This window comes from Marivita sp. (assembly GCF_048006345.1).
Taxonomy (GTDB): Bacteria; Pseudomonadota; Alphaproteobacteria; order Rhodobacterales; family Rhodobacteraceae; genus Marivita.
Window position 1 is genome coordinate 1,318,066 of record NZ_CP180351.1, and the last position, 21,036, is coordinate 1,339,101.

The following is a 21,036-nucleotide window of genomic DNA, read 5'->3' on the forward strand; positions in this document are numbered from 1 at the left end:
ACTCCTCCCGTGGGTCTTTTGATAAGTGTTGTGTCAGAACTGTGTGACGATCAAGAAACGAGTTTCTTGAACCAGCCTTTTTTCTTCTCGCCGCCGTCGCCATCGGCTTCGGGGGCAGTATCACCACCCTCTTGCGGACCTTCAACGGCAGACTGGAAATTGCTGAAGAACTGATCCGCCATCTTCTTGGCGAATCCGTCGATGATGCGGCTGCCCAACTGCGCCAGCTTGCCGCCGACCTTGGCATCCACATCGTAATGCAGTTCGGTGCCGCCTTCGACCGGGACAAGCCGGACGTCTGCGCCGCCCTTGGCAAAGCCGGCAGCGCCACCCTTGCCTTCACCTGTCAGGGTCAGGGATTGACCCGGCACCATATCGGACAAGACCACCGTGCCTTTGAACGTCGCCTTCACTGGGCCGACTTTCTGCACAACGGTCGCTTCAAAGCCTTCGTCGGCCGAACCGCTCATCTCGGTGCAGCCCGGCACACAGGCTTTGAGGACTTCAGGATCGAGGATCGCGGCCCAGACCTCTTCAGGGCTGGCGGCAATCGTGCGGGAATCGGTCATCTGCATGGGTGTGATCCTTCTTTGACGGTCAGCCTAGGGGGTTGGCCCCCCGGGGCATATAAGACCAATGGCTTAACATACGCGAGAAAGCTATCTTTCCGGGGGTTGATGCGTCAGCCCGTAGCTTTCGAAAATTGCTGCGATCCGTCCATCGGACAGAGCCGCGAAAATACTGTCATCAACGGAGTAGCTCAGACCCCGATACGCGAAATGGCTCCCGGTGCCGAGCGTCCATTTGGATTTGGCCAAACCCGGCAGCGGAGGCTGGTGGATCGAGACCCCCTCGCCCGCGCCGAATTCAAGCTGCGCCAGTGGGCCCATCGCTGCCATCACCTCGCCGTCGTTCAACGCTTTCATCGCGGCTTGCATGGTCGGGTAGCGGCGCACACCTTTTGCCAATTGTCCACCCGCGAAACTCGTCAGATAGAAATCGGCGATGGAGTCGTTTTCGACCGCCACCGTATCAAACCGAAAATAGGCCGGGACCGGGCCACCATCGGGATATTCAGCATCCGAATAGGCGATGGCGATGCTTTCGGTCATGTATTGACCGGTGAACACCACCTGTTCGACCCGACAGTTGAACGCGCTGTCATAGGGGACGCGCATCATCACGTTGGACACCTTGCCGTCGATCAACGGTCCCTGCCAGATGTGATAGCGCAGGTCCGCTTCCAGATTTTCGCCCGCGCTGAAGAACGTGAACCGTGGTTCGACGCCGATATCGTCTGCGATCAACTGAGCTATGTCGATGTCCACACCGCGCGGTTGTCCGTCCTCTTGCCAACTGTAGGGCGGGTAGTCTTCGTAGACTGCAAAGGTGATGAAGCCCCGCTCCATGATCTGGTCCAGATCCTGCCCGACAATGTCGCGGCTGGCATTCTGGGGTCTGGCCTGCGGCGTGTAATCAGCACAGGGATCGCTGGCCAGGACGGGTGAGGCCATGGCCAGCAGGGTTGCGGTGAACGTGGCGCGAACCAGGGTGTTCATGGCGTCAGTGTGCCGCTGAGAGACCGATCGTCAAGGCCTCGGCGGCGCGGGCATAGGCCTCTTGTGTGCCGTCGATCAAGTTCGCCGCGCGGTACGCGGCACTGTCGGCCACGGGTGCGCCAGACAGGGTTTCGATCCCGGCAGCAATCTCGCTCAGTTGCGTCTTGAGCGCGTCTGCATCGGCGTTTGTCGGGTCTTCGGCATATCCCGCGATCTGATCCCGCAGCGCCTTGAGTGCATCCGAGGCTTCTTCCATCGACGCATCATCGGGGCGGGTTTCGATGTAGGTTCGGATCGCCCAGGCAGCGTCCTGACCCAGCAGTTCGCCGAAGGCCGGCATCTTCGTGGTGCCGTTCTGGGTGTAGCCGTCGCGGAAGCGCTCAACGAACCATTCGTCGCCATATTGCTCGGCTTCGAGGAAACGCAGGTCGGGGGCCAGACCGCCGGAAATCACTTCGAGACCATGGCAGCGGGCGCAGTTCTGGTTGTAGCCGGACGCGCCAATCGCAACCGCCTTGGCCCAAATCTCGTCGCCCACCAGTTCCGCGCGGTACGGGTTTTCGGTCAGCCACTCCTCACCGTTCTCAGGAAGCCCGGTTGTGTCGACCGCTTGCGGCGCCACATCGCCATGCGCCTGAACGAGGCTGGCTGCGGCCGTCAGGGCCGCGACGGCCAGAGCTGTTTTGAATGTGAATGCGGTCATGGGGTCCTCCTCAGGCACAATGGTGTGTCTCGGCCGATGTGTAATGGCGCGTTGACACCCCCGGTATTGGACTTTCGTGGCGCGGAAGGCCAATTCAGGCCCCTGAGGCACAGGACAATGGTCGTATTTCCCGCCGTTTCGAAGACCGACTACCGTCTGAGCGGGAGGAACCGTCCATGTTGCGAACACGTCTTGCGTGTGCCTTTTGCGGAGTGCTGGCTTTGGGTCTTGCGGCCCCGGCTTTGGCCCAGGTCAACGTGGACATCCATTACATCAAGCAAGTGGTGGCGCCGCCTCCGACCCTGTCCAATCTTGATCCGATCCCCGAGGATCTTGGAGTGCGCGGTGCCGAACTGGGGCAGGAGGACAACACCACCACAGGGCGGTTTCTGGGCCAGACCTATCGACTGACCATGACGGACGTTCCCGAGGACGGCGATTTCGCCGCCGCCGTGCGTGCGGCCTTGGCCGAAAGCGCCCTTCTTGTGATTGACGCACCGATGGCTCAGCTTCTGGAGGCCGCAGATCTGCCCGAGGCGGCAGAGGCGTTGTTGTTCAACGCGGGTGCCGCGGATGTTGCGTTGCGGGCGGACCAGTGCCGCGCACAGGTGCTCCATACGATCCCGTCTTACGCAATGAAGGCAGACGCGCTGATGCAGTTCTTCGTGGCGCGGCGCTGGGACGAGATTGCCCTGATCGCCGGAGACCGAGCCGAGGATGTGGCCTGGGCTGACACGCTGGAAACCTCCGCCCGCAAGTTCGGCCTCACGTTCGTGGCGCGCAAGACATGGGCGTTTGACGCCGACATGCGCCGCAATGCGTCGCAGGAAGTGCCGCTTTTCACGCAGGATCTGGGCGATTACGACGTTCTGCTGGTCGCCGACGCGGCGGATGATTTTGCTCGGTACATCTCTTACAACACGTGGCGTCCGCGCCCGGTGGCCGGATCGGAAGGGCTGCGCCCGGTGACTTGGCACCGTGTGGTCGAGGCGTGGGGCGCGGCCCAGCTGCAGTCGCGTTTCGAAGACCTGGCGGGCCGTCCCATGCTCGACCGCGATTACGCCGTCTGGGCCGCGATGCGTGCAATTGGAGAGGCGGTGACCCGCACCGGCGCCGCCGACGCCGCCACCCTGCGCAGCTACATGCTGTCCGACGCGTTTGAACTTGCGGGCTTCAAGGGACGGCCCCTGACCTTCCGCACGTGGAACGGCCAGCTGCGGCAGCCGATCCCGCTGGTGCATGAACGCGCTCTGGTGGCGCAAGCCCCTCTGGAGGGCTTCCTGCACCAGCGCACCGAGCTTGACACATTAGGGCTCGACCAGCCTGAAAGCGGATGTACCGCCTTCGAGAACTGACCTGCTTCTTCATCTTGCCCGGTAAACTCCGGGGGTTCGGGGGCTGGCCCCCGATCCGACCGCAACCAAAGGGACCGACGCCCATGAAACTGCCGATCCTCACCACCCTGACCGCAGCTCTTTTGTCGACCACGGCACTTGCGGACGAGATCTGGGTGACCAACGAAAAAGACGACACGATCAGCGTGATCGACATCGAAACGATGGAGGTGGTTCGCACGATCGAGACCGGCGAACGGCCTCGCGGGATCACGTTCTCCAAGGATTATTCCGTCGTCTATATCTGCGCCTCGGACAGCGATGCGGTGCAGGTCATGGACCCGAACACGGGCAAGATCCTGCATGACCTGCCCTCGGGCGAAGACCCCGAACAGTTCGTGCTGCACCCGGACAACCGGCATCTTTACATCGCCAACGAGGATGATGCGATCACCACGGTGGTGGACACCGAAACCCGCACGGTCGTGGCACAGATCGACGTGGGTATCGAACCCGAAGGCATGGCGGTCAGCCCTGATGGCAAGATCGCCATCACAACGTCCGAAACCACCAATATGGCGCATTGGATCGACACCGAAACCCAGACGCTGTTCGCCAACACGCTGGTGGATTCGCGGCCCCGCCATGCGGAATTCGTCAAGGACGGGACCGAGCTTTGGGTCAGTGCCGAAATCGGCGGGACGATTTCGGTTTTCGATGTGGCGACCCAAACCGAAAAGGCCAAGATCGATTTCGACATCGACAACATTCACCCCGACCGGGTGCAACCTGTCGGGTTCGAGTTTACCAATGGCGACACCCATGCCTTTGTCGCGCTGGGGCCGTCAAACCATGTCGCTGTCGTCAATGCCGAAACCTACGAGGTCGAGGAGTATATCCTTGTCGGCCGCCGCGTCTGGCATCTGGAGTTCAACCGGGACCGCTCGCAGCTTTTCACTACAAATGGAGTCTCCGGAGACGTCACCGTGGTGGATGTGGCCAGCCGAAAGGCCATCAAGAGCATCAAGGTCGGCCGCTTCCCCTGGGGAGCTGCCTTCCGGCCGACCGAATAAATAGGTAATGTTTTACCTTACGTTCACGACACAGGAGATTGATATGAAATGGTTTTGCGCCGCCCTAGGGCTTGCGATCCTGTCCCCTGCGATTGCTCTGGCCGATGGTGCGCCTCGGGATCAATGGGGCCGTGCGGGGATCCTGTCCTCTGCCAACAAGGTCGACTTGCCACCGATCACGCTCAGCTCGGGCATGCCGCTGTCTGAGGCGCCATGGGTTCTGACCTCGGGCACCTATTACGAGTTCGAGATCGAAGGCGATGGGTCGGCGGAACTTGCATTGGAAGGGTCCGAGTTTTTCCGGGCGATCTGGATCGACGAGATCGTTGTGAACGATCTGGAGATCCGACCGCTTGGGATCAACTCCATCGAGTTCGACGATGCCGGTACGATGGAGATCGGGTTCGTTGCGATCAAGCCGGGTCAGTATTTCCTGCGTATTCCCGGCACGACCGGCGAAACCCAGCGGGTGGACATCACCATTGAATAAGACGAGGCTTTTCCTGAGGCGCGTCCGATGCGTCGACGCATCGTGATTTTGCGTCGCTGCAAAATCGGGGGCGCTCCCCCGGGCGTATTTTGGAACCAGAGAAGACTGGACGGGTCACGCGGATGAGTTTGCAGGTTTCTGATCTGTCCTTTTCCTATGGAACCAAGACCGCGTTGGACGGCGTGTCCTTTTCGGTGGGGCACGGGCAGTTTGCGGCCTTGCTCGGCCCGAACGGCGCTGGAAAATCGACGCTGTTTTCGCTGCTGACGCGTCTTTTCGTGACACAGGGTGGCACGATTTCGATCGCTGGGCATGATCTTGCAGCGGCTCCGTTGGCGGCCATGGCGGATCTGGGGGTGGTGTTTCAGCAATCGACGCTGGATCTCGATCTCACGGTGCAACAGAACCTGCGCTATTTCGCAGCTTTGCACGGGATGTCCGGGCGTGCTGCCGATATGCGGATCGACGCCGCATTGGACCGTTTGGGCATGGCCGAGCGCGCAGGCGAAAAGGCGCGCGGGCTGAACGGCGGTCACCGGCGCAGGACCGAGATCGCACGGGCGCTGCTGCACCACCCAAAGGTGCTGTTGCTGGACGAGCCGACGGTTGGGCTGGATGCCCCCACGCGGGCTGGGCTGACGCAACACATCCATGATCTGTGTTCGGATACCGGTGTGACCGTGCTTTGGGCGACGCATCTGACAGATGAGGTGACGGACAGCGATCAGGTCATCCTGCTGCATCGTGGCAAGGTCTTGGCGGATGGCCGCTGTGGCGACTTGCTGGGTGACACACCCCTGCCCGCCTATTTCGCGCAGATGACGGGGGCACCGGCATGAGGCACGCGCTGATCGCGATGCGGGCCATTGTCCTGCGCGAGGCCTTGCGGTTCGTGCATCAGCGCGAGCGGTTCGTCGCAGCACTGGTGCGGCCTCTGGTGTGGCTGCTGGTGTTTGCCGCCGGGTTCCGGGCGGCGTTGGGCCTGTCGATTTCGCCGCCCTACCAGACCTACATCACCTATGAGACCTATATCGTGCCGGGGCTTTGCGGGATGATCCTGCTGTTCAATGGGATGCAATCCTCGCTCAGCCTTGTCTATGATCGGGAAATGGGGTCGATGCGGCTTTTGCTGACCGCACCGCTGTCGCGGGCGTGGCTGTTGTTCAGCAAGCTTTTGGGCAGCACGATCATTTCGATCCTGCAGGTCTATGCGTTTCTGCTGGTGGCTTGGCTTTTTGACATCACGCTGCCGCCGCTGGGTTATGTGGCCGTGTTGCCCGCGCTGATGCTGGCGGGGTTGATGCTGGGGGCGCTGGGACTGGCCTTGTCGAGTTTCATCAAGCAGTTGGAAAACTTCGCAGGGGTGATGAATTTCGTCATCTTTCCGATGTTCTTTCTGTCCTCGGCGCTCTACCCGCTGTGGAAGATGGCGGAGAGTTCAGAACTGTTGCACGACATTTGTGCCGCCAACCCGTTCACCCATGCGGTCGAGCTGATCCGCTTCGCGCTTTACGTCGAACTGAACCCCATCGCGCTTCTGTGGACAGCCCTGGCCACGCTTGGGTTCATGGCGCTTGCGGTCTGGGGCTATGACCCGGCGCGGGGGATGATGACCCGCAAGGGGTGATCTACGACCATAGCAAGGGTGAATTCCGACGCGTGTTGCGATAGGGTCAGGGCATGAAACAGGTTTTGATCCCGCTGAGCTGCGCCATGGCGCTGAGTGCCACCGCCCTTTGGGCCGAGCCGGAGGACGATGATCCCGGTGGTGTTCTGAACCCGGACGAGATGACATGGCAATCCATGCTGGACCGCGCCGAGAAGGGCGAGACGGGCATGGTGCTGTGCTCGACCGGGTATATGCTGACCAAGTCGGGCGATCATGCGACGGCGCGGGCCTTGTTCGAGAACTGCGCCAATGCGGGCTATACCGGCGCGATGACCTGGATGAGCCAGCTGGACAACAACGGGCTTGGCGGTGACTACGACCCGGATGCCAGCGCGGCCTGGGACAGGCAGGCGGCGGAACTTGGGGACCGGGTGGGCAAGTTCAACCACGGTCTGAACCTGATGCGCGGGCACGGGATCGCCAAGGATGAGGCGCTGGGGCGACAGTTTGTCGATGAGGCGGCAGCCGAGGGTCTGGAGATCGCGCAGCGTTTGCAGGGGGCAGGCTATGACCTCGACGAGGTCACGCCAGATGCCGACAATTGGAAATACGCGCCGTTGTTTTAGCGGCGACGCGCCTGCAATTGCGCGGGACTTCCCGACAGCTCTAAAATGCGTGTCGCGAGACGTTCGGCCTCGGGGATCGCATGGGTGACGAGCAGCGTGGCGACGGGGTGGCTGTCGCGCAGGCGCTCAAAAAGGGTCATCATCTCGTCCGAGAGATCGGCATCGAGGCTGACGAAAGGTTCGTCCATCAGCAGCACATCGGGTTTTCCGGCAAAGGCGCGGGCCAGTGACAGGCGGCGTTGCTGGCCGAGGGAGAGTTGATCCGGGAACGCGTCGCCGCGCCCGGCGAGGCCGACCTCTTCCAGGGCGATGTCGATCTGCGCGGGCGTCAGTCCCAGCGTGATCCGCAGATTGTCGGCGACGCTGCGCCAGCGCATCAGAGTGGGTTCCTGAAACACCATAGCCAGCTTATCGGGGCGGCGGACATGGCCGTCGTAGCGGTGTTCAAGACCCGCGACGATGCGCATCAGGGTGGTTTTGCCGACACCGGACGGGCCCGTGATGGCCACAGTTTCCCGGGGTGCCAGTCGCAGGTCGATGGCGCCCAGCACCGATTTGTCGCCAAAGCGCATGCCGTCCAGAGTGACGGACAGGACCGGCGGGGGTGCGTCCGCCGGTGTGGGGGTGTCGCGGTTGCTCACCAGTTTCAGGGTCGGCGCCGCAGCCAAGCTCAGCTACCCGGCTGGACAAAGACGCCTTCGGGCAATGTCGTGGCCGCGCCGATCAGTTCCTCACCGCCGAGATCGGCCATGAGCGCCAGCATGCGGGCCGCAGCGTCTTCGTCAACGGGTTGGTCGGCGGGTATGCCTGCAATGAACCCGGCTTTGAGGGCTTCGAATTCGGCGTCGGTCTTGGCGTTCATGCGTGGGCGTAGGCGGTCCCATTCGGCGTCGGACGAGACCAACAGGTTCTTGGTGGCGCGGCTGGCGGCGGCAAGGCCCTCGACCAGGTCTGGGTGATCGCGCAGCATCTCGCCCCGCAGGACGTAGCCCAGAAGCGGGGTTTCGGGGTCCAGCCCCAGTTCCCGCGCGGCGTCATCCACGGTGATGAGCGGCGTCATGCCGCCCGCTTCCATCTTGGCGAGGAAGTGCCAGAAGTTGATCGCGCCGTCGAGTTCGCCCTGCAGCCCGGTCTTGTAGATCAACGGCGGCGCGCCGAAGACCTGCTCGGTCTCGGTCACCAGATCCATACCGTGCATCTTTTGTGCATAGGCCCGCAGGATCAGCCAGCTTTTGTCGAGCGGCCCACCGGCGATGCCGATCTTGCCGCCCTTGAGGTCAGCGAGCGACGTGGCGGTGCTGCCTTCGGGGACCAGAAGCGCGCCAACGGCCTTGGAATAGGGCACGAAGATGTAATCCTTTCCCTCGGCCCGCTGACGGGCGACCCAGAGCCAGTCGGACACGATCACATCCGCCTCGCCGCCCTGAAACGCGACCTGCGCGGCCGAGCCGCCTGCAACGCCCTGAACCACCAGTTCAAACCCGTTTTCGGTGTCGAACCCGTTGTGTTTGAGACTGTCGAGTTCCCAGTTCACCGTGCCTGCTTCGAGCACGGCGGCGCGCAGAACGGGGGTTTCGGCGAGTGCGCCTGTGGCGACGAGAACCAGCGCGGCAGAGGTCGCGCGGAGTGTGGAGAAAAAGCTCATCATGTCCTCCCAGAATGATTGGGCCCACAGTACCAGTCACTTTTCCAGCGGAAATACGACCAAAGGATGTGGGCCAAGGTCGCATCTCTTGATGTGGATCATATTGGCGGATTTCGGGCGTTCTTACCTTGGGGCATCTTATTGAAGGAGACCACCGATGACCCGTTTTGCCCTGATCGCAGCTGCAAGTCTCTGCGCCCTGCCCGCCTTTGCCAGCGAGACCACCTTTGAGCAGGTGAAGATCGATGCGGGCAAGACCCTGTTCGAGGCCGAGTGCCGCCGCTGTCATGCGGTTGAGCCGACGGATTCGTCTTACGGCCCGCCTTTGGAGAACATCGTCGGGCGCGGTGCCGGGACCTATCCGGATTACGACTATTCGATTGCGCTGGAAGCCTCGGGAATCGTCTGGACCCCGGCCGCGCTGCGGGCGTGGATGGAGGACAATGACGGGTTCATGCCGGGGACCAAAATGCGCCATGTCGGCATCGAGGACCGCACGGTGCAGGATTTCATCCTGTCCTATCTCGTGTCGATCACACCGCAGGACAATTCGGCGATTTCTAAGTGAGGTTTGGGGGTTAAGGAGTTGCTTTCGTGGCGATTGGCGATGTGAGCCGGCCCTTATGGGAGGGCGAAGGTGGGGTGCGTGATTTCACGCACCTCTTTTTCGTATCGGGCGGTGCTTGCAAGCAGGCACCCGACGCTTGTTCAACGTCGGAAAACCAAGTTCCAACAAATGCACGACGCAGCCTACTCCCAAAGTCAGGAGACGAAATACCAATCGAGAACAATGTTGGTCGTTGGGTGCACCTCTGGCGTTGTTGTCTCGTAAAGGCTCATCAGTACATCAACCGACCCGAGGGTGTTTTCCGGACTGATTGCGATATCTGACAGTGCCGTTGCCCGTGTGATTACCCCGGCATTCAGCAGATCAAGATAGAATTGACGGCCTGCCGCGTCAGAGGGGCGGTCAAGTACATTGAGGTAAATCTGTTCGAGGAACTGGTCGTTCGAAAGAGTTTCGGGATCGCCGAAACTGTTTGCGAATTCCGGGCTTTCAATGAATTCCTGCGCGATGAAGTCCATGACTGCAAGCTGTTGCATTCCGTTTTGTGCAAGATCATTTGCGACATCGATCCAGAAATTGAGGCCGGAGCGATCAATATTGCCGTCGCGGTTTAATCCCGCCTCGTAAAGCAATGCGACACTTTCTGCGGTGACGAAGTCTTCGATGTCTCCCGCGCCGTCCAAAGCCGACCCGTCGCCAAGTTCAACGATCCCATCGTCAAAGCGCACATAATCAAAGCCAAAGAGTTTGTCGCGCTCACCATCCGCGCCCAGCACCACGGCATAGGTTCTGCCGCCGATAATGGTGTGTTCGGTCGAAAGCCCTTCAAATCGTGCCACATCCGAAGTGCCCATTTCCGTGCGAGTGCCTGCTGCGATCAGGAAATCGTTTCCGGGGCCCCCGCGAAGCATGTCGGCGCTTTCGCCTCCGCGTAGAATGTCGTTCCCATCACCGCCGTTGAGCGCGTCAGGCCCATCCAGTCCGGCAAGCTGATCATCGCCTTGACGCCCCAAGATGAAGTCGGCCAAGGTGGAGCCCTCTTGTACGTCATCGCCGCCTGTCAGGATAAACTCATTGTTCGCGGCCACATCGCCAATGGTTTCGGCAAGAGTTGCATGAACGCCTTCGCCAAGCTCACGATAGAAATTCAGGCCAAGGGCCTCGAAATCCTCAGCGGCCACCTGATCGACAAGAACATCCATCGCGCTTTGGAGTCTTGCCCGATATTCACCGAGGGGTTCCAGCACCGGCGGGACGGCCCATTCGGGCAGATCAGGAAGGATGCCAATGATATCCGGAATATCAGGTGATGGAATTCCAGGTTCCAAAACCTCTCTGGTAAAACGTACCCCTCTTTCTTCACCATCCGAAATTGTGCTGCGTGCGATTGGTGTGTTCAAATTCACGGTTTGCGAAAGCGGAAATTCCTGCTCCTGAGCACCAAGAGTAGACGGAACGACATAGATCTGCGCCACATCCGCCCGGACACGTTGTTCCATCTGATAAAGCAGATCACTCTCACGGTTGTCCTCGTTATAGAGAATGTTCGCAGCTTCCTTGATCTGCTGGTGCAGACCGGGTGCCCCTAATGGGCCATCCTGCACCGTGTTCGCAACGGCCTGGCGGATCAGGATCGCCTGATGGAGGGCGGAAAAGGCGTGTGTGAGCGTCTCAAGTTCGACCACGCCCTGGATCGACGTGACCTGCCCCATGATCTGGTTCAGACCTTCTGTCGAATTCTGGATCGCTGCTGCGGCCTGCACTTCGCGCGCCGCCGGATTGTCTTCGGCAAGGAAGCTGCGGATGTTCGACAGAGCGACCTCTGCAGTGCCAAGTGACACATTGATATCAGCGTTGATGCTGGCCTCTGTCAGGGCGCGCAATTCGTCAATTGCGGCGCCGATGTCGGCCAACTGCGCTTCGATGGCCGAGAAATCAACGACGAAGGCCGGTTCCTCGTCGCCAAGCCCAAGATCGACACCAAGCAAATCCGCGCCAAATGAAATGAAGGTGACGGCGTCCGCTGCAAGACCAACCTTATCCGCGAGAGAGAGCGCCTTTGCGGCGACAAGCGTGGCAGGCATTATGAAATTCCCTATTGACGATCGGCACCATCAAATCTTGCTCACGAGTTGACGATATTCGCGCCAAATGGAAGAACACCAAGCATACTGGTCCGAAATTTTTTCGTGGAAAGCCATCTGAAATGAAGGCTCGACTTAGGCTATCAATGATTCCCCCACTGTCAAATTCAAAAATACCTTTATCAAGCCAAGCAACCATGGTTTGAAAAGTACAGTTGTTTCTTCCGCGCCGCAGTCGGTGGAAAAAACAATATCGCGCCCTCTAGAACGCTCTGCAAACAGCGTTCTCGACAAGATTGACGCTCAAGTTCTCAAACACGAAAACAGCACATACGTTCGCAACCAATACGCTTAAAGGCATCCCCTCGAATCGCCCTCACCACGAATACGACCAAAGTCCTGTCAATCTCCCAAAGCTCTTACGACACAAGTCGCGTAAAACACGAAATCGTTATCCCTATACTGCCCGTCAGCCGTCCATTTGCGCCCCCCGTGCATCTGGATACCTGCAACTGAAGTTCATGGGAGGAATACGGATGAACAGATTTGTTGCCTCCGTCACAGCCAGAAGGCAGGGTGCGTGATCTCACGTAACTTGTTGGAATGCAGGGCGGTGCGGTATTCGTCCCAAAAGCGGTGCGAGCAAGCACGCACCTTACTCTTGCTTAGTGAGTTCTGTGCGAAGGGTGGCACCTTAATAGGTGTCGCTACGCCAAGGTTCGCTGCATGAAATAAATACGGTCTTTCCAATGATCTGGAATACCTTCTGGCAGCTGCATATCCACAAAACCTGCGCGGCCGTACATTGTCTTTGCATGAGTCAGGAAAGTTGCCGATGAAAAAAAGACAGAGCGATAGCCATCCGCAATCATCTGCTGAAACATCGCGTGGAGCATTCGAGTGCCTACACCGTGACCGCGACCGTTTTCGCTGACGAACATGCGTTTGAATTCGGCAACCCCATCCCGTGCTTCGTGATACATGACGCACCCGCACTCTTGCCCGTCAACAGACGCGATCAGGATTCCGCCTTTTGGCCGAGCGTGCAGTTGATGCAGGTCTTGAACGACTGCTCGGAACCTGTCTGGCTCCATCGGATGGTCGTCACCTTTAGGCCAATCACCCGGATAGTTCTGCCAATGCCAATCCAGCCACTCCAAACACAATGCTCGTGCAATATCGAGATCGGTGTCGTCATCAACCAGACGCACGGAAACTGAAGCCATTTTAGTGTCCCTGAAGACAAGTTCGCCGACGCAGCCTCGTATGTTTGCCTGGGGAAATCAATCATTTCGCATTGATGGAACGGCGATTGGATTTTGGCATGGGCGCGGATTTACGCACGGCGCATCTCAGTTTTCGAATCGCCCTCACCCCGAATGCGACCAAAGTCCTGTCAATCTCCCAAAGGTCTTACGACACAAGTCGCGTACAACACGCAATCGTTATCCCTATACTGCCGGTCAGCCGTCCATATGCGCCCCCCGTGCATCTGGATACCTGCAACTGAAGTTCATGGGAGGAATACGGATGAACAGATTTGTTGCCGCCGTCACAGCCAGCCTACTCGCCGCGTCAGGCGCTCTGGCACAGGGTGTGACCGAGGATATGCTGGCCAATGACCAGACGATGACCAATCAGGTCGTCACCAACGGGATGGGGCGGCATCTGCAGCGCTATTCGCCGCTGGAGACGCTGAACAAGGCCAACGTGAAGAACCTTGTTCCGGCCTGGGCGTTCAGCCTTGGTGGCGAAAAGCAGCGCGGTCAGGAGACGCAGCCGCTGGTCTATGATGGCATCATGTACATCACCGGGTCGTATTCGCGTCTTTACGCGATCGACGTGAACACGGGCGAAGAGGTCTGGCAGTACGACGCACGTCTGCCCGAGGGCATCCTGCCCTGCTGTGACGTGATCAACCGGGGTGCGGCGCTGGCCGGCGACAAGGTGATCTTCGGCACGCTGGACGCGCGGATCGTGGCGCTGGACGCCAAGACCGGCGACGTGGTCTGGCGCGATCAGATCAATGACTACAAGGCGGGCTATTCCTATACGGCGGCACCGCTTGTCGTGGACAATCTGGTGATCACCGGCAACTCGGGTGGCGAGTTCGGCATCGTTGGATCGGTGCAGGCGCGCAATGTCGAGAACGGCGATCTGGTCTGGGAACGTCCGGTGATCGAAGGCCATATGGGCATGCTCAACGGTCAGGAAAGCACCATGACCGGCACGCTCAACGCGACATGGCCGGGCGACATGTGGAAAACCGGTGGCGGTGCCACATGGCTGGGCGGATCCTATGACGAGCGCACCGATACGCTGATCTTCGGCGCAGGTAACCCGGCCCCGTGGAACAGCTGGCTGCGCGATGCGGGTCAGGACAATTCCGGCAAGGGCGACAACCTTTATGCCGCCAGCCGCATCGGCATTGACCCGGCGACCGGCGAGATCAAGTGGCACTACCAGACCACGCCGCGCGAAGGCTGGGACTATGACGGTGTGAACGAAGTTGTGGCGTTCGATGCCCGCGACGGGTCGCAGCGTCTGGCGACAGCGGACCGCAACGGCTTCTTCTACGTTTTGAACGCTGCAGACGGTGGCTTCATCAGCGGCACGCCATTTGTGAAGGACATCAGCTGGGCCGAGGGTATCGACGAAAACGGTCGTCCGATCTTTATCGAGAGCAACCGTCCGGGTGATCCGACGGCAGCAGCTGACGGCAAGAAGGGTGAGGTCGTGTTTGCCTCGCCATCCTTCCTTGGCGGCAAGAACTGGATGCCGATGTCCTTCTCGCAGCGGACCGGCAACTTCTACGTGCCGTCCAATGAATGGGGCATGGACATCTGGAACGAGCCGATCACCTACAAGAAGGGTGCGGCCTATCTGGGCTCCGGCTTTACGATCAAGCCGAACTACGAAGATCATATCGGCTCGCTCAAGGCGATTGATCCGGATACCGGCGATTGGGTCTGGGAATACAAGAACGACGCGCCGCTCTGGGGTGGTGTGATGACCACGGCGGGTGGTCTGGTGTTCTTCGGCACGCCGGAAGGCAAGTTCATCGCGCTGGATGACGAAACAGGCCAGGAGCTCTGGTCGTTCCAGACCGGCTCCGGCATCGTCGGTCAGCCGATCACCTGGGAACAGAATGGCGAGCAGTATGTCTCGGTCATCTCTGGCTGGGGTGGTGCTGTTCCGCTTTGGGGTGGTGAAGTGGCCAAGAAGGTCAACTACCTGAACCAGGGTGGCACGCTCTGGACCTTCCGCCTGCCGAAAGAGCTGGCCGCGGCGAACTGATTTTTACCAAGCGGTAAAATAGAGCGGCGCACCTTCGGGTGCGCCGTTTTTTTGGTGTGGTGAGCGTAGGAATGTACGATGGCGCATTTCGTACGAACGGCTGCTACGCGCAGAAAGCCAACCTTGCAAAGTTGCAAACCTTGGTCGCTCATCCAGACGCGCCCGGCCCTAAGCAGCCCTTCGCCTAGTGGCCATGCGCAGCAGTTCATCCCATTAGGTCACCGGACGACCGCCAGACGTGTTTTTCGAATACGGATCACGAAGCCCGATTATCCGGTGGTTGCTGCGGAGGATCTGGTAGATCGGTCAGCCTTCACGAAGTGTCTTTTCTCGCCATGCCCTTTTCTTGAAAGCTTTGGCGGCAGGTGTAAAACCTAAAAAGGTGTCCCTCTCAACTTGGGAGGAACAGTTCCCACAGTCCTTTTGGGATCAAACACTGTCGGAGAAAACAGGTTCTCTATCGGAGACGCACCCGAAAGAATGGCGTCAAGACACCGCTGAACGGAGCTACCCGTGTTACTGTTACAATATGACCCCGAACGGCTGCGCCAGTTCTTCCGTCAGGAATATGACATCACGCAGGCCAGCGACAGAGCCGCCATGACACGTTACATGCAACACGTCAAGGAACTGACGTTAGGGCGGTTCCCGGATGCGACAGGTCTGCCTAATCGAGAAATCAACCGCGTCGACACGCTGTGCGAAAGCAAGACCGCGGAAAGGCGCCACGAAAAGCTGCAGATGAGTTATCGGGCCATCATTAGCCTGCTCAACGGGGCCGATACGAAGCCGATTTACAACATGAGCGCCGCAAAGCTGTATCCGTTCTACCTGCTCAGCCGTGGCTGCTTCGATCCGACCATCGGCGAGGTGTTTCGCACCAGTGCCTATGACTGGCCCGGCGAAATCACCCTGTCGCTGCAGGACAGGAGCGAAACGCGCTTTGATGTCACCGTGCTGTCCAATGACTTGAACGATGGCGGCACCCGCCATGACATCGTCGTCACCGCGATCTCCCTGCAGGACGGCTGGGTGCAGCTTCACACCAGCGACGGCAAGCCCTTCGCGACACTCGATTTCGGCTTCCGGAAATACACCTCGGCCTTCCAGCGCATGGATGGCGATGCGCTGGATCCGAAATCCGCCCCGCCCCCCATGCTTCAGGACGGGGACTTCGTTGACATGGACAACACGCTCAACACCAGCAGCGTGATCTCCTATAGCCTGAATCCAAAAAAACGCGGCAACACGGTGCGCAAGGTCTGGAACGTCAACAGTCTCGAACACGGCTTCGAGGTGGCAACCTGCGTCACCTTTGCCGATACGCAACTTCGGGTCGCCGTCACCGCCCCGATGGAGGAGATCGAGATTTCGGTCATGTTCAGCGCACAAAGAAAAAAGGAAATCGACGCGCTCAGCGGACGGCAGCGCCGTGACAAGGAAGAGAACTTTAACAAGCTGGCGCGCGAAAATCTTGCCAGCCACCTGATGCGCAGCCTGCTGCTTGAAACGGATGGCGACACATATCTTGGGAACGCGCTGATCCATGACCAGCGGCATGATCTGATCTCCGCCCCCGCGCTCGATCTACCGGAGGACCATAATGATCCCGTTTGATGGCAAGCACCCCGTCAAACTGCCCGACGCGACACAGGACGATGTCCTGCGCACCGTGGCAAAGCTGGATGATGGGCAAGACTGGCCGACGAAACTGGAGCAGGCCGGGGCCAACACCGCCACCTGTTTCGAAGGCTTTCACGCCCTGCCCCGTCAAGACATGCGGAATTGGTCGGTTCAGGGCGTGTCGTTCCGCGATGCGGTGCTGGTGCAGGTGGTGATGAGCACCGCGCAGCGCGACCTGATCGCGCGCACCCACCCCGCCCGACTGGAGCCGATCCTGCTGGACCCACGCCCGCCCCATGCCGATGATTTCGAGGAAGCCCGACTGCGCATCGCGGAGGCGAAAACGGTCGGCCTGCGCAAACTGGACCTGTTTTTCCTGTCGATCGACCGCCTGCCGGAGGAGATAGCCGGGCTGACCGCGCTGCAGGAGCTGAACCTCGACGGCACGCAGGTGACCGACCTCGCCCCGTTGGCCGGGCTGACCGCGCTGCAGGAGCTGAACCTCAACGGCACGCAGGTGACCGACCTCGCCCCGTTGGCCGGGCTGACCGCGCTGCAGACGCTGCGCCTCGACCGCACGCAGGTGACCGACCTCGCCCCGTTGGCCGGGCTGACCGCGCTGCAGACGCTGGACCTCGACGGCACGCAGGTGACCGACCTCGCCCCGTTGGCCGGGCTGACCGCGCTGCAGACGCTGCTCCTCGACCGCACGCAGGTGACCGACCTCGCCCCGTTGGCCGGGCTGACCGCGCTGCAGACGCTGAGGCTCTTCGGCACTCACGTGGCCGACCTCGCCCCGTTGGCCGGGCTGACCGCGCTGCAGACGCTGTGGCTCTTCGGCACTCACGTGGCCGACCTCGCCCCACTGGCCGGGCTGACCGCGCTGCAGGAGCTGAACCTCAACGGCACGCAGGTGACCGACCTCGCCCCGTTGGCCGGGCTGACCGCGCTGCAGACGCTGCGCCTCGACCGCACGCAGGTGACCGACCTCGCCCCACTGGCCGGGCTGACCGCGCTGCAGACGCTGGAGATCAGTGGTACTCAAATCCACGATGTCAGCGTCCTTTCGCATCTGACCAAGCTGAGGATTTATTACGGGTCCGGGAACACCTGAGCAAAAGGTCCGCGTCTCTGCCGGAAATCACATCATCGTCTGCCGGAGGGGACTCCGAGATCCTTAATGTGGTCGGTCCGGTGGATCGGCTGGCCGAGCCGCGGGTGCGGGTCGGCGCATTCCCATCATGAATTTGAAAGGAACCAGACATGACATCCTTCAAACCCGGCCTCGGCCTGCTGCCCAACCAGTTTGGCGGCCAGCCGCTCAACCGGTCCAACAGCCTTGGCAACGGAAACCTCGGCGGGCCGTTCACCGGTGGCACGAACCTTGGCAACAATGTGCAGTTCCATGCCCATAGCCCCGATGGGGGCCTGACGCTGACGGGCGGATCGCTGAAGCAGGGCCAGCAGACCTTCGGCCACCTGAACGGCTACGACTCCGCGATGATGGACCTTGTCGGCAAGCCGTTCAAGCCGCGCTAAGGCGCGCGGCGCAGGGCGCCTGTCGCCCTGTGCTCCCACATTGGCCTTGAAGACAGATCGGGGGCGGTCATCCGCCCCCGGTCTCCGTTTTGGGCTGGCGCCTGCGCCCTCCGGATCCTCCCGCTCGCTATGCCGGAATCGCCTTGTCGTCTGCCGGAGGGGTTTCACCGATCCTGAGGATGCTCACGCAACCGGAAAGGACCGAAACCATGGAAGCCGCTTTTTTCCTCACCCTCGTGCTCTGCGTCATCTTCTGGCGCTGGGTCGTCGGGTTCGCCCTGCTGATGACCCTGTCGGACTACCTCGAAGACTTTCTTCGCGGCCGTTGCTGAGCCCCTCCCAGCTATCACTGACACAGGAAACCGAAGACATGTCCAACTTTCAAAAGCTACTTCTCGCGATCACCGGCATCGGCCTTCTGATCTGGCTCTTCAACCGGCGCTGAGCCGGTAGCAAAAAAAGGAAATACACTCATGCTTCGCAGAGATTTCTTTCTTGGCGCCGGCGCTCTGGCGCTTGTCCCGGCGCAGCCCGCCAAAGCCGCGTGGTTCGTGCCCTTCTTGCTGCAGGGGCTGGGCCGCATGGCGGCCAGGCGTGCGGCGCAGGCGACGCTCCGGCGGGTCGTTTCCCGGTCCACCGTCGCCCGAGTCGGAGCGACGACGATGGGTCAGGTTGCGCTGTCCGCGCAGCAGGCCGCCGCCCAGAACAGCGATGTCGTGCCTTACGGGGCCCGGCGCGAGAACCGGCGCGATCGCGAAAGCGCCGAGCGCATCCTGTCCGCCGCGTACCAGGCGCCGCAATCCTTCGGGCAAGTGGCACGTGACAACGTGCTGTCACGTGCGCGGGCAGAGGGCGAAAACGGTCCGATGCCCGCCGTGATCGCCTACTACTACCTTCTCAAGCACGGCGCGGCTCGTGAAGAGCGGACTTTCTGGGTGGATCCGGTGGTGCGCCGAAATGAACCCTGGCGCAACGGACGGCAAGACTATGAGATCGCAAACGCCCATACGCTCTTCAACGATGGTACAACCGCGACAGTTTACGTTGATGTCTATGGCCGTAATGCCGGTGAGCGCTGGCAAAGATGGCAGCGAACCATTTCACTCGTATTCACCAACTACGGTTGGCTTTTGACAAGCTTCAACGATGTCTAGCCCCAAAACTACGAGGCTTGGGCGCTGAAATCTAGCGCCCAAGCCTTGTATTCACGAGTAGTCATTGCCCCATGCTAACGAATTCGCGTTCGCAGCGAACTTCCGCTTTTCCCGCCCGACCTGCTGACGCTGGGCTAACAAAGCGTTCGGCTGATCATGTCCGCTTCGGGCTGGCAGCAGTCATTCGCAATAGGCCGATGACAGCCAGCTTCGTCCGCACACCCGACCTTCAGCCGGTTACCCCCGCCCCTTCCCCAAATGCTTTTTCAACGCCCCTGCATTACGTTCGCGGCGGCCTTTGTAGGGGTTCTTATCGCCCTGCCCGCGCAGCGTCAGGCGGATGGGGGTTCCCGGCATGTCGAAATCGTCGCGCAACCCGTTGACGAGGTAGCGTTTGTAGCTGTCGGGCATCTTGTCGGGGTGTGAGCACATCACGATGAAACCGGGCGGACGGGTCTTGGCCTGGGTCATGTAGCGCAGCTTGATGCGTTTGCCCTGCGGCGCGGGCGGCGGGTGCTGTTCGAGCATCGCGGCCAGCCAGCGGTTGAGCTGGGCGGTGGTCACGCGGCGATTCCAGACGGTATGCGCCTTGACGATGGCGGCTTGCAGGCGGTCGAGGCCGCGTCCGGTTTTGGCGGAGACGGTGACAAGCGGTGCGCCGCGCAGTTGTGGGAGGAGGCGTTCGAACTCCTCTTTCAGCATCTTGAGCTTGTCCTGCTTGTCGTCTTCCGTGTCCCATTTGTTCACGGCGATGACGACGGCGCGGCCCTCCCGTTCGGCAAGATCGGCGATGCGCAGATCCTGCGATTCAAACGGGATCGCAGCGTCGAGCAGGACGACCACAACCTCGGCGAATTTGACGGCGCGGAGGCCGTCGGAGACGGAGAGCTTTTCCAGCTTTTCCTGCACCTTGGCCTTTTTGCGCATGCCCGCCGTGTCGAAGATGCGCATATGCACGCCGTCCCATTCGGTCTGGACGGAAATGGCATCGCGGGTGATTCCCGCTTCGGGGCCAGTGAGCAGGCGGTCTTCGCCAAGGATCTTGTTGATTAGTGTGGATTTGCCCGCATTGGGGCGGCCCACAACGGCGATCTGAAGCGGCTTGGCCTTGGTGATGGCGCGGGGCGCGTCGGGATCGTCATCGTCGACATCCACTTCGGTTTCGGGCGCGTCTGCTTCGGCGCGTTTTTCGAAGGCGTCGGCCAGCGGTTGCAGCATGGTGTAGAGATCGGGCATGCCTTCGCCGTGTTCGGCCGAGATGCGCAGCGGTTCGCCGAGACCCAGAGCATAGGCTTCCAGAACACCGGCCTCAGCCGCGTTGCCTTCGGCCTTGTTGGCCCCAAGGATCACATGCGCTGCACGTTTGCGCAGGATCTCGGCCAGCACCTCGTCGGCGGGGGTGACACCGACGCGGGCGTCGATGAGGAACAGGCAGATGTCGGCCATGTCCACGGCGCGTTCGGTGAGTTTGCGCATCCGACCCGGCAGGCTTTCGTCGGTCGCCTCTTCCAGACCGGCGGTGTCGATCACGGTAAAGCGCAGATCGCCCAGCTTGGCCGCCCCTTCGCGCAGGTCGCGGGTCACACCGGGCTGGTCATCCACCAGAGCCAGCCGTTTGCCGACCAGACGGTTGAACAGGGTCGACTTGCCGACATTGGGGCGGCCGACGATGGCAAGGGTGAAAGACATGGGCGCACAGGACTCCGGTTCAGATCAAGCCGCCCGCCTAGCC

21 protein-coding genes are annotated in these 21,036 nt (G+C 60.6%); 13 read left to right on the forward strand and 8 right to left on the reverse strand.

Translation table 11 applies throughout. The features are described 5' to 3' along the window. Positions 1-50: 50 nt before the first annotated feature. From ACMVPR_RS06540 to pedF, 3 genes are all read right to left on the reverse strand, one after another. Positions 51-575, reverse strand: a complete 525-nt coding sequence (locus ACMVPR_RS06540) for a CoxG family protein (protein WP_300588805.1) — start codon at positions 573-575, stop codon at positions 51-53. An 84-nt stretch (positions 576-659) separates the two neighbouring features. Then, the gene (locus ACMVPR_RS06545) at positions 660-1,559 is read right to left on the reverse strand and encodes a substrate-binding periplasmic protein (RefSeq protein ID WP_416882191.1); all 900 of its coding nucleotides are present in this window, start codon (positions 1,557-1,559) and stop codon (positions 660-662) included. Between the two features lie 4 nt (positions 1,560-1,563). After that, positions 1,564-2,262, reverse strand: coding sequence for a cytochrome c-550 PedF (pedF, locus tag ACMVPR_RS06550; protein WP_416882192.1), 699 nt, complete (start codon positions 2,260-2,262; stop codon positions 1,564-1,566). A 176-nt stretch (positions 2,263-2,438) separates the two neighbouring features. On the opposite strand from pedF, the gene ACMVPR_RS06555 reads away from it, so the two are divergent. The 6 genes from ACMVPR_RS06555 (at position 2,439) to ACMVPR_RS06580 (ending at position 7,394) form a co-directional block, all read left to right on the forward strand. Further along, on the forward strand, positions 2,439-3,617 hold the full coding sequence (locus ACMVPR_RS06555) for an ABC transporter substrate-binding protein (protein WP_416882193.1): 1,179 nt from the start codon (positions 2,439-2,441) through the stop codon (positions 3,615-3,617). A gap of 83 nt (positions 3,618-3,700) precedes the next feature. Further along, a complete protein-coding gene (locus tag ACMVPR_RS06560) occupies positions 3,701-4,669 on the forward strand; it encodes a YVTN family beta-propeller repeat protein (protein WP_416882194.1) in 969 nt (322 codons plus the stop codon). A 43-nt stretch (positions 4,670-4,712) separates the two neighbouring features. Further along, the gene (locus ACMVPR_RS06565; protein WP_416882195.1) at positions 4,713-5,159 is read left to right on the forward strand and encodes a hypothetical protein; all 447 of its coding nucleotides are present in this window, start codon (positions 4,713-4,715) and stop codon (positions 5,157-5,159) included. A gap of 122 nt (positions 5,160-5,281) precedes the next feature. After that, positions 5,282-5,998, forward strand: coding sequence for an ABC transporter ATP-binding protein (locus ACMVPR_RS06570; RefSeq protein ID WP_416882196.1), 717 nt, complete (start codon positions 5,282-5,284; stop codon positions 5,996-5,998). After that, positions 5,995-6,786, forward strand: coding sequence for an ABC transporter permease (locus tag ACMVPR_RS06575; protein ID WP_416882197.1), 792 nt, complete (start codon positions 5,995-5,997; stop codon positions 6,784-6,786). The genes ACMVPR_RS06570 and ACMVPR_RS06575 overlap by 4 nt, the downstream gene beginning before the upstream one ends. 86 nt (positions 6,787-6,872) lie before the next feature. Further along, positions 6,873-7,394, forward strand: coding sequence for a tetratricopeptide repeat protein (locus ACMVPR_RS06580; RefSeq protein WP_416884627.1), 522 nt, complete (start codon positions 6,873-6,875; stop codon positions 7,392-7,394). Here the strand turns inward: ACMVPR_RS06580 and ACMVPR_RS06585 are convergent. Further along, positions 7,391-8,062, reverse strand: a complete 672-nt coding sequence (locus ACMVPR_RS06585) for an ABC transporter ATP-binding protein (RefSeq protein ID WP_300588821.1) — start codon at positions 8,060-8,062, stop codon at positions 7,391-7,393. The two genes, ACMVPR_RS06580 and ACMVPR_RS06585, sit on opposite strands and share 4 nt — an antisense overlap. A gap of 2 nt (positions 8,063-8,064) precedes the next feature. Then, the gene (locus ACMVPR_RS06590; RefSeq protein ID WP_416882198.1) at positions 8,065-9,042 is read right to left on the reverse strand and encodes an ABC transporter substrate-binding protein; all 978 of its coding nucleotides are present in this window, start codon (positions 9,040-9,042) and stop codon (positions 8,065-8,067) included. Between the two features lie 154 nt (positions 9,043-9,196). Between ACMVPR_RS06590 and ACMVPR_RS06595 the strand changes: the two genes are divergently transcribed. Next, complete coding sequence (locus ACMVPR_RS06595) at positions 9,197-9,607, forward strand: c-type cytochrome (RefSeq protein WP_416882199.1); 411 nt, start codon at positions 9,197-9,199, stop codon at positions 9,605-9,607. 194 nt (positions 9,608-9,801) lie between these two features. Here the strand turns inward: ACMVPR_RS06595 and ACMVPR_RS06600 are convergent, their stop codons facing one another. Both ACMVPR_RS06600 and ACMVPR_RS06605 read right to left on the reverse strand, forming a co-directional pair. Then, a complete protein-coding gene (locus tag ACMVPR_RS06600) occupies positions 9,802-11,691 on the reverse strand; it encodes a DUF4214 domain-containing protein (RefSeq protein WP_416882200.1) in 1,890 nt (629 codons plus the stop codon). A 707-nt stretch (positions 11,692-12,398) separates the two neighbouring features. After that, on the reverse strand, positions 12,399-12,917 hold the full coding sequence (locus tag ACMVPR_RS06605) for a GNAT family N-acetyltransferase (RefSeq protein WP_416882201.1): 519 nt from the start codon (positions 12,915-12,917) through the stop codon (positions 12,399-12,401). A gap of 304 nt (positions 12,918-13,221) precedes the next feature. Between ACMVPR_RS06605 and ACMVPR_RS06610 the strand changes: the two genes are divergently transcribed. The 6 genes from ACMVPR_RS06610 (at position 13,222) to ACMVPR_RS06635 (ending at position 19,304) form a co-directional block, all read left to right on the forward strand. Next, positions 13,222-14,988, forward strand: coding sequence for a PQQ-dependent methanol/ethanol family dehydrogenase (locus ACMVPR_RS06610; RefSeq protein ID WP_416882202.1), 1,767 nt, complete (start codon positions 13,222-13,224; stop codon positions 14,986-14,988). 513 nt (positions 14,989-15,501) lie between these two features. Beyond that, positions 15,502-16,605 (forward strand): hypothetical protein, encoded by a 1,104-nt coding sequence (locus ACMVPR_RS06615; protein ID WP_416882203.1) that lies wholly within the window; start codon positions 15,502-15,504, stop codon positions 16,603-16,605. Then, positions 16,592-17,725, forward strand: a complete 1,134-nt coding sequence (locus tag ACMVPR_RS06620; RefSeq protein ID WP_416882204.1) for a leucine-rich repeat domain-containing protein — start codon at positions 16,592-16,594, stop codon at positions 17,723-17,725. The genes ACMVPR_RS06615 and ACMVPR_RS06620 overlap by 14 nt, the downstream gene beginning before the upstream one ends. A gap of 149 nt (positions 17,726-17,874) precedes the next feature. Beyond that, positions 17,875-18,150, forward strand: coding sequence for a hypothetical protein (locus tag ACMVPR_RS06625; protein ID WP_416882205.1), 276 nt, complete (start codon positions 17,875-17,877; stop codon positions 18,148-18,150). A gap of 209 nt (positions 18,151-18,359) precedes the next feature. Continuing rightward, complete coding sequence (locus ACMVPR_RS06630; protein ID WP_416882206.1) at positions 18,360-18,482, forward strand: hypothetical protein; 123 nt, start codon at positions 18,360-18,362, stop codon at positions 18,480-18,482. A 141-nt stretch (positions 18,483-18,623) separates the two neighbouring features. Next, positions 18,624-19,304 (forward strand): hypothetical protein, encoded by a 681-nt coding sequence (locus tag ACMVPR_RS06635; protein WP_416882207.1) that lies wholly within the window; start codon positions 18,624-18,626, stop codon positions 19,302-19,304. Positions 19,305-19,541: 237 nt separating this feature from the next. On the opposite strand, the gene der is transcribed toward ACMVPR_RS06635, so the two are convergent. Then, positions 19,542-20,993 carry a ribosome biogenesis GTPase Der gene (der, locus tag ACMVPR_RS06640; protein ID WP_416882208.1) on the reverse strand — a complete coding sequence of 484 codons (1,452 nt, stop codon included), beginning with the start codon at positions 20,991-20,993 and terminating at the stop codon, positions 19,542-19,544. Between the last annotated feature and the right edge of the window lie 43 nt (positions 20,994-21,036).

Excerpts from the sequence above, each read along its gene's own strand:
- ACMVPR_RS06540 (WP_300588805.1), bottom strand. The coding sequence starts at position 575 with ATGCAGATGACCGATTCCCGCACGATTGCCGCCAGCCCTGAAGAGGTC.
- ACMVPR_RS06545 (WP_416882191.1), bottom strand. The coding sequence starts at position 1,559 with ATGAACACCCTGGTTCGCGCCACGTTCACCGCAACCCTGCTGGCCATG.
- pedF (WP_416882192.1), bottom strand. The coding sequence starts at position 2,262 with ATGACCGCATTCACATTCAAAACAGCTCTGGCCGTCGCGGCCCTGACG.
- ACMVPR_RS06555 (WP_416882193.1), top strand. The coding sequence starts at position 2,439 with ATGTTGCGAACACGTCTTGCGTGTGCCTTTTGCGGAGTGCTGGCTTTG.
- ACMVPR_RS06560 (WP_416882194.1), top strand. The coding sequence starts at position 3,701 with ATGAAACTGCCGATCCTCACCACCCTGACCGCAGCTCTTTTGTCGACC.
- ACMVPR_RS06565 (WP_416882195.1), top strand. The coding sequence starts at position 4,713 with ATGAAATGGTTTTGCGCCGCCCTAGGGCTTGCGATCCTGTCCCCTGCG.
- ACMVPR_RS06570 (WP_416882196.1), top strand. The coding sequence starts at position 5,282 with ATGAGTTTGCAGGTTTCTGATCTGTCCTTTTCCTATGGAACCAAGACC.
- ACMVPR_RS06575 (WP_416882197.1), top strand. The coding sequence starts at position 5,995 with ATGAGGCACGCGCTGATCGCGATGCGGGCCATTGTCCTGCGCGAGGCC.
- ACMVPR_RS06580 (WP_416884627.1), top strand. The coding sequence starts at position 6,873 with ATGGCGCTGAGTGCCACCGCCCTTTGGGCCGAGCCGGAGGACGATGAT.
- ACMVPR_RS06590 (WP_416882198.1), bottom strand. The coding sequence starts at position 9,042 with ATGATGAGCTTTTTCTCCACACTCCGCGCGACCTCTGCCGCGCTGGTT.
- ACMVPR_RS06595 (WP_416882199.1), top strand. The coding sequence starts at position 9,197 with ATGACCCGTTTTGCCCTGATCGCAGCTGCAAGTCTCTGCGCCCTGCCC.
- ACMVPR_RS06600 (WP_416882200.1), bottom strand. The coding sequence starts at position 11,691 with ATGCCTGCCACGCTTGTCGCCGCAAAGGCGCTCTCTCTCGCGGATAAG.
- ACMVPR_RS06605 (WP_416882201.1), bottom strand. The coding sequence starts at position 12,917 with ATGGCTTCAGTTTCCGTGCGTCTGGTTGATGACGACACCGATCTCGAT.
- ACMVPR_RS06610 (WP_416882202.1), top strand. The coding sequence starts at position 13,222 with ATGAACAGATTTGTTGCCGCCGTCACAGCCAGCCTACTCGCCGCGTCA.
- ACMVPR_RS06620 (WP_416882204.1), top strand. The coding sequence starts at position 16,592 with ATGATCCCGTTTGATGGCAAGCACCCCGTCAAACTGCCCGACGCGACA.
- ACMVPR_RS06625 (WP_416882205.1), top strand. The coding sequence starts at position 17,875 with ATGACATCCTTCAAACCCGGCCTCGGCCTGCTGCCCAACCAGTTTGGC.
- ACMVPR_RS06630 (WP_416882206.1), top strand. The coding sequence starts at position 18,360 with ATGGAAGCCGCTTTTTTCCTCACCCTCGTGCTCTGCGTCATCTTCTGG.
- ACMVPR_RS06635 (WP_416882207.1), top strand. The coding sequence starts at position 18,624 with ATGCTTCGCAGAGATTTCTTTCTTGGCGCCGGCGCTCTGGCGCTTGTC.
- der (WP_416882208.1), bottom strand. The coding sequence starts at position 20,993 with ATGTCTTTCACCCTTGCCATCGTCGGCCGCCCCAATGTCGGCAAGTCG.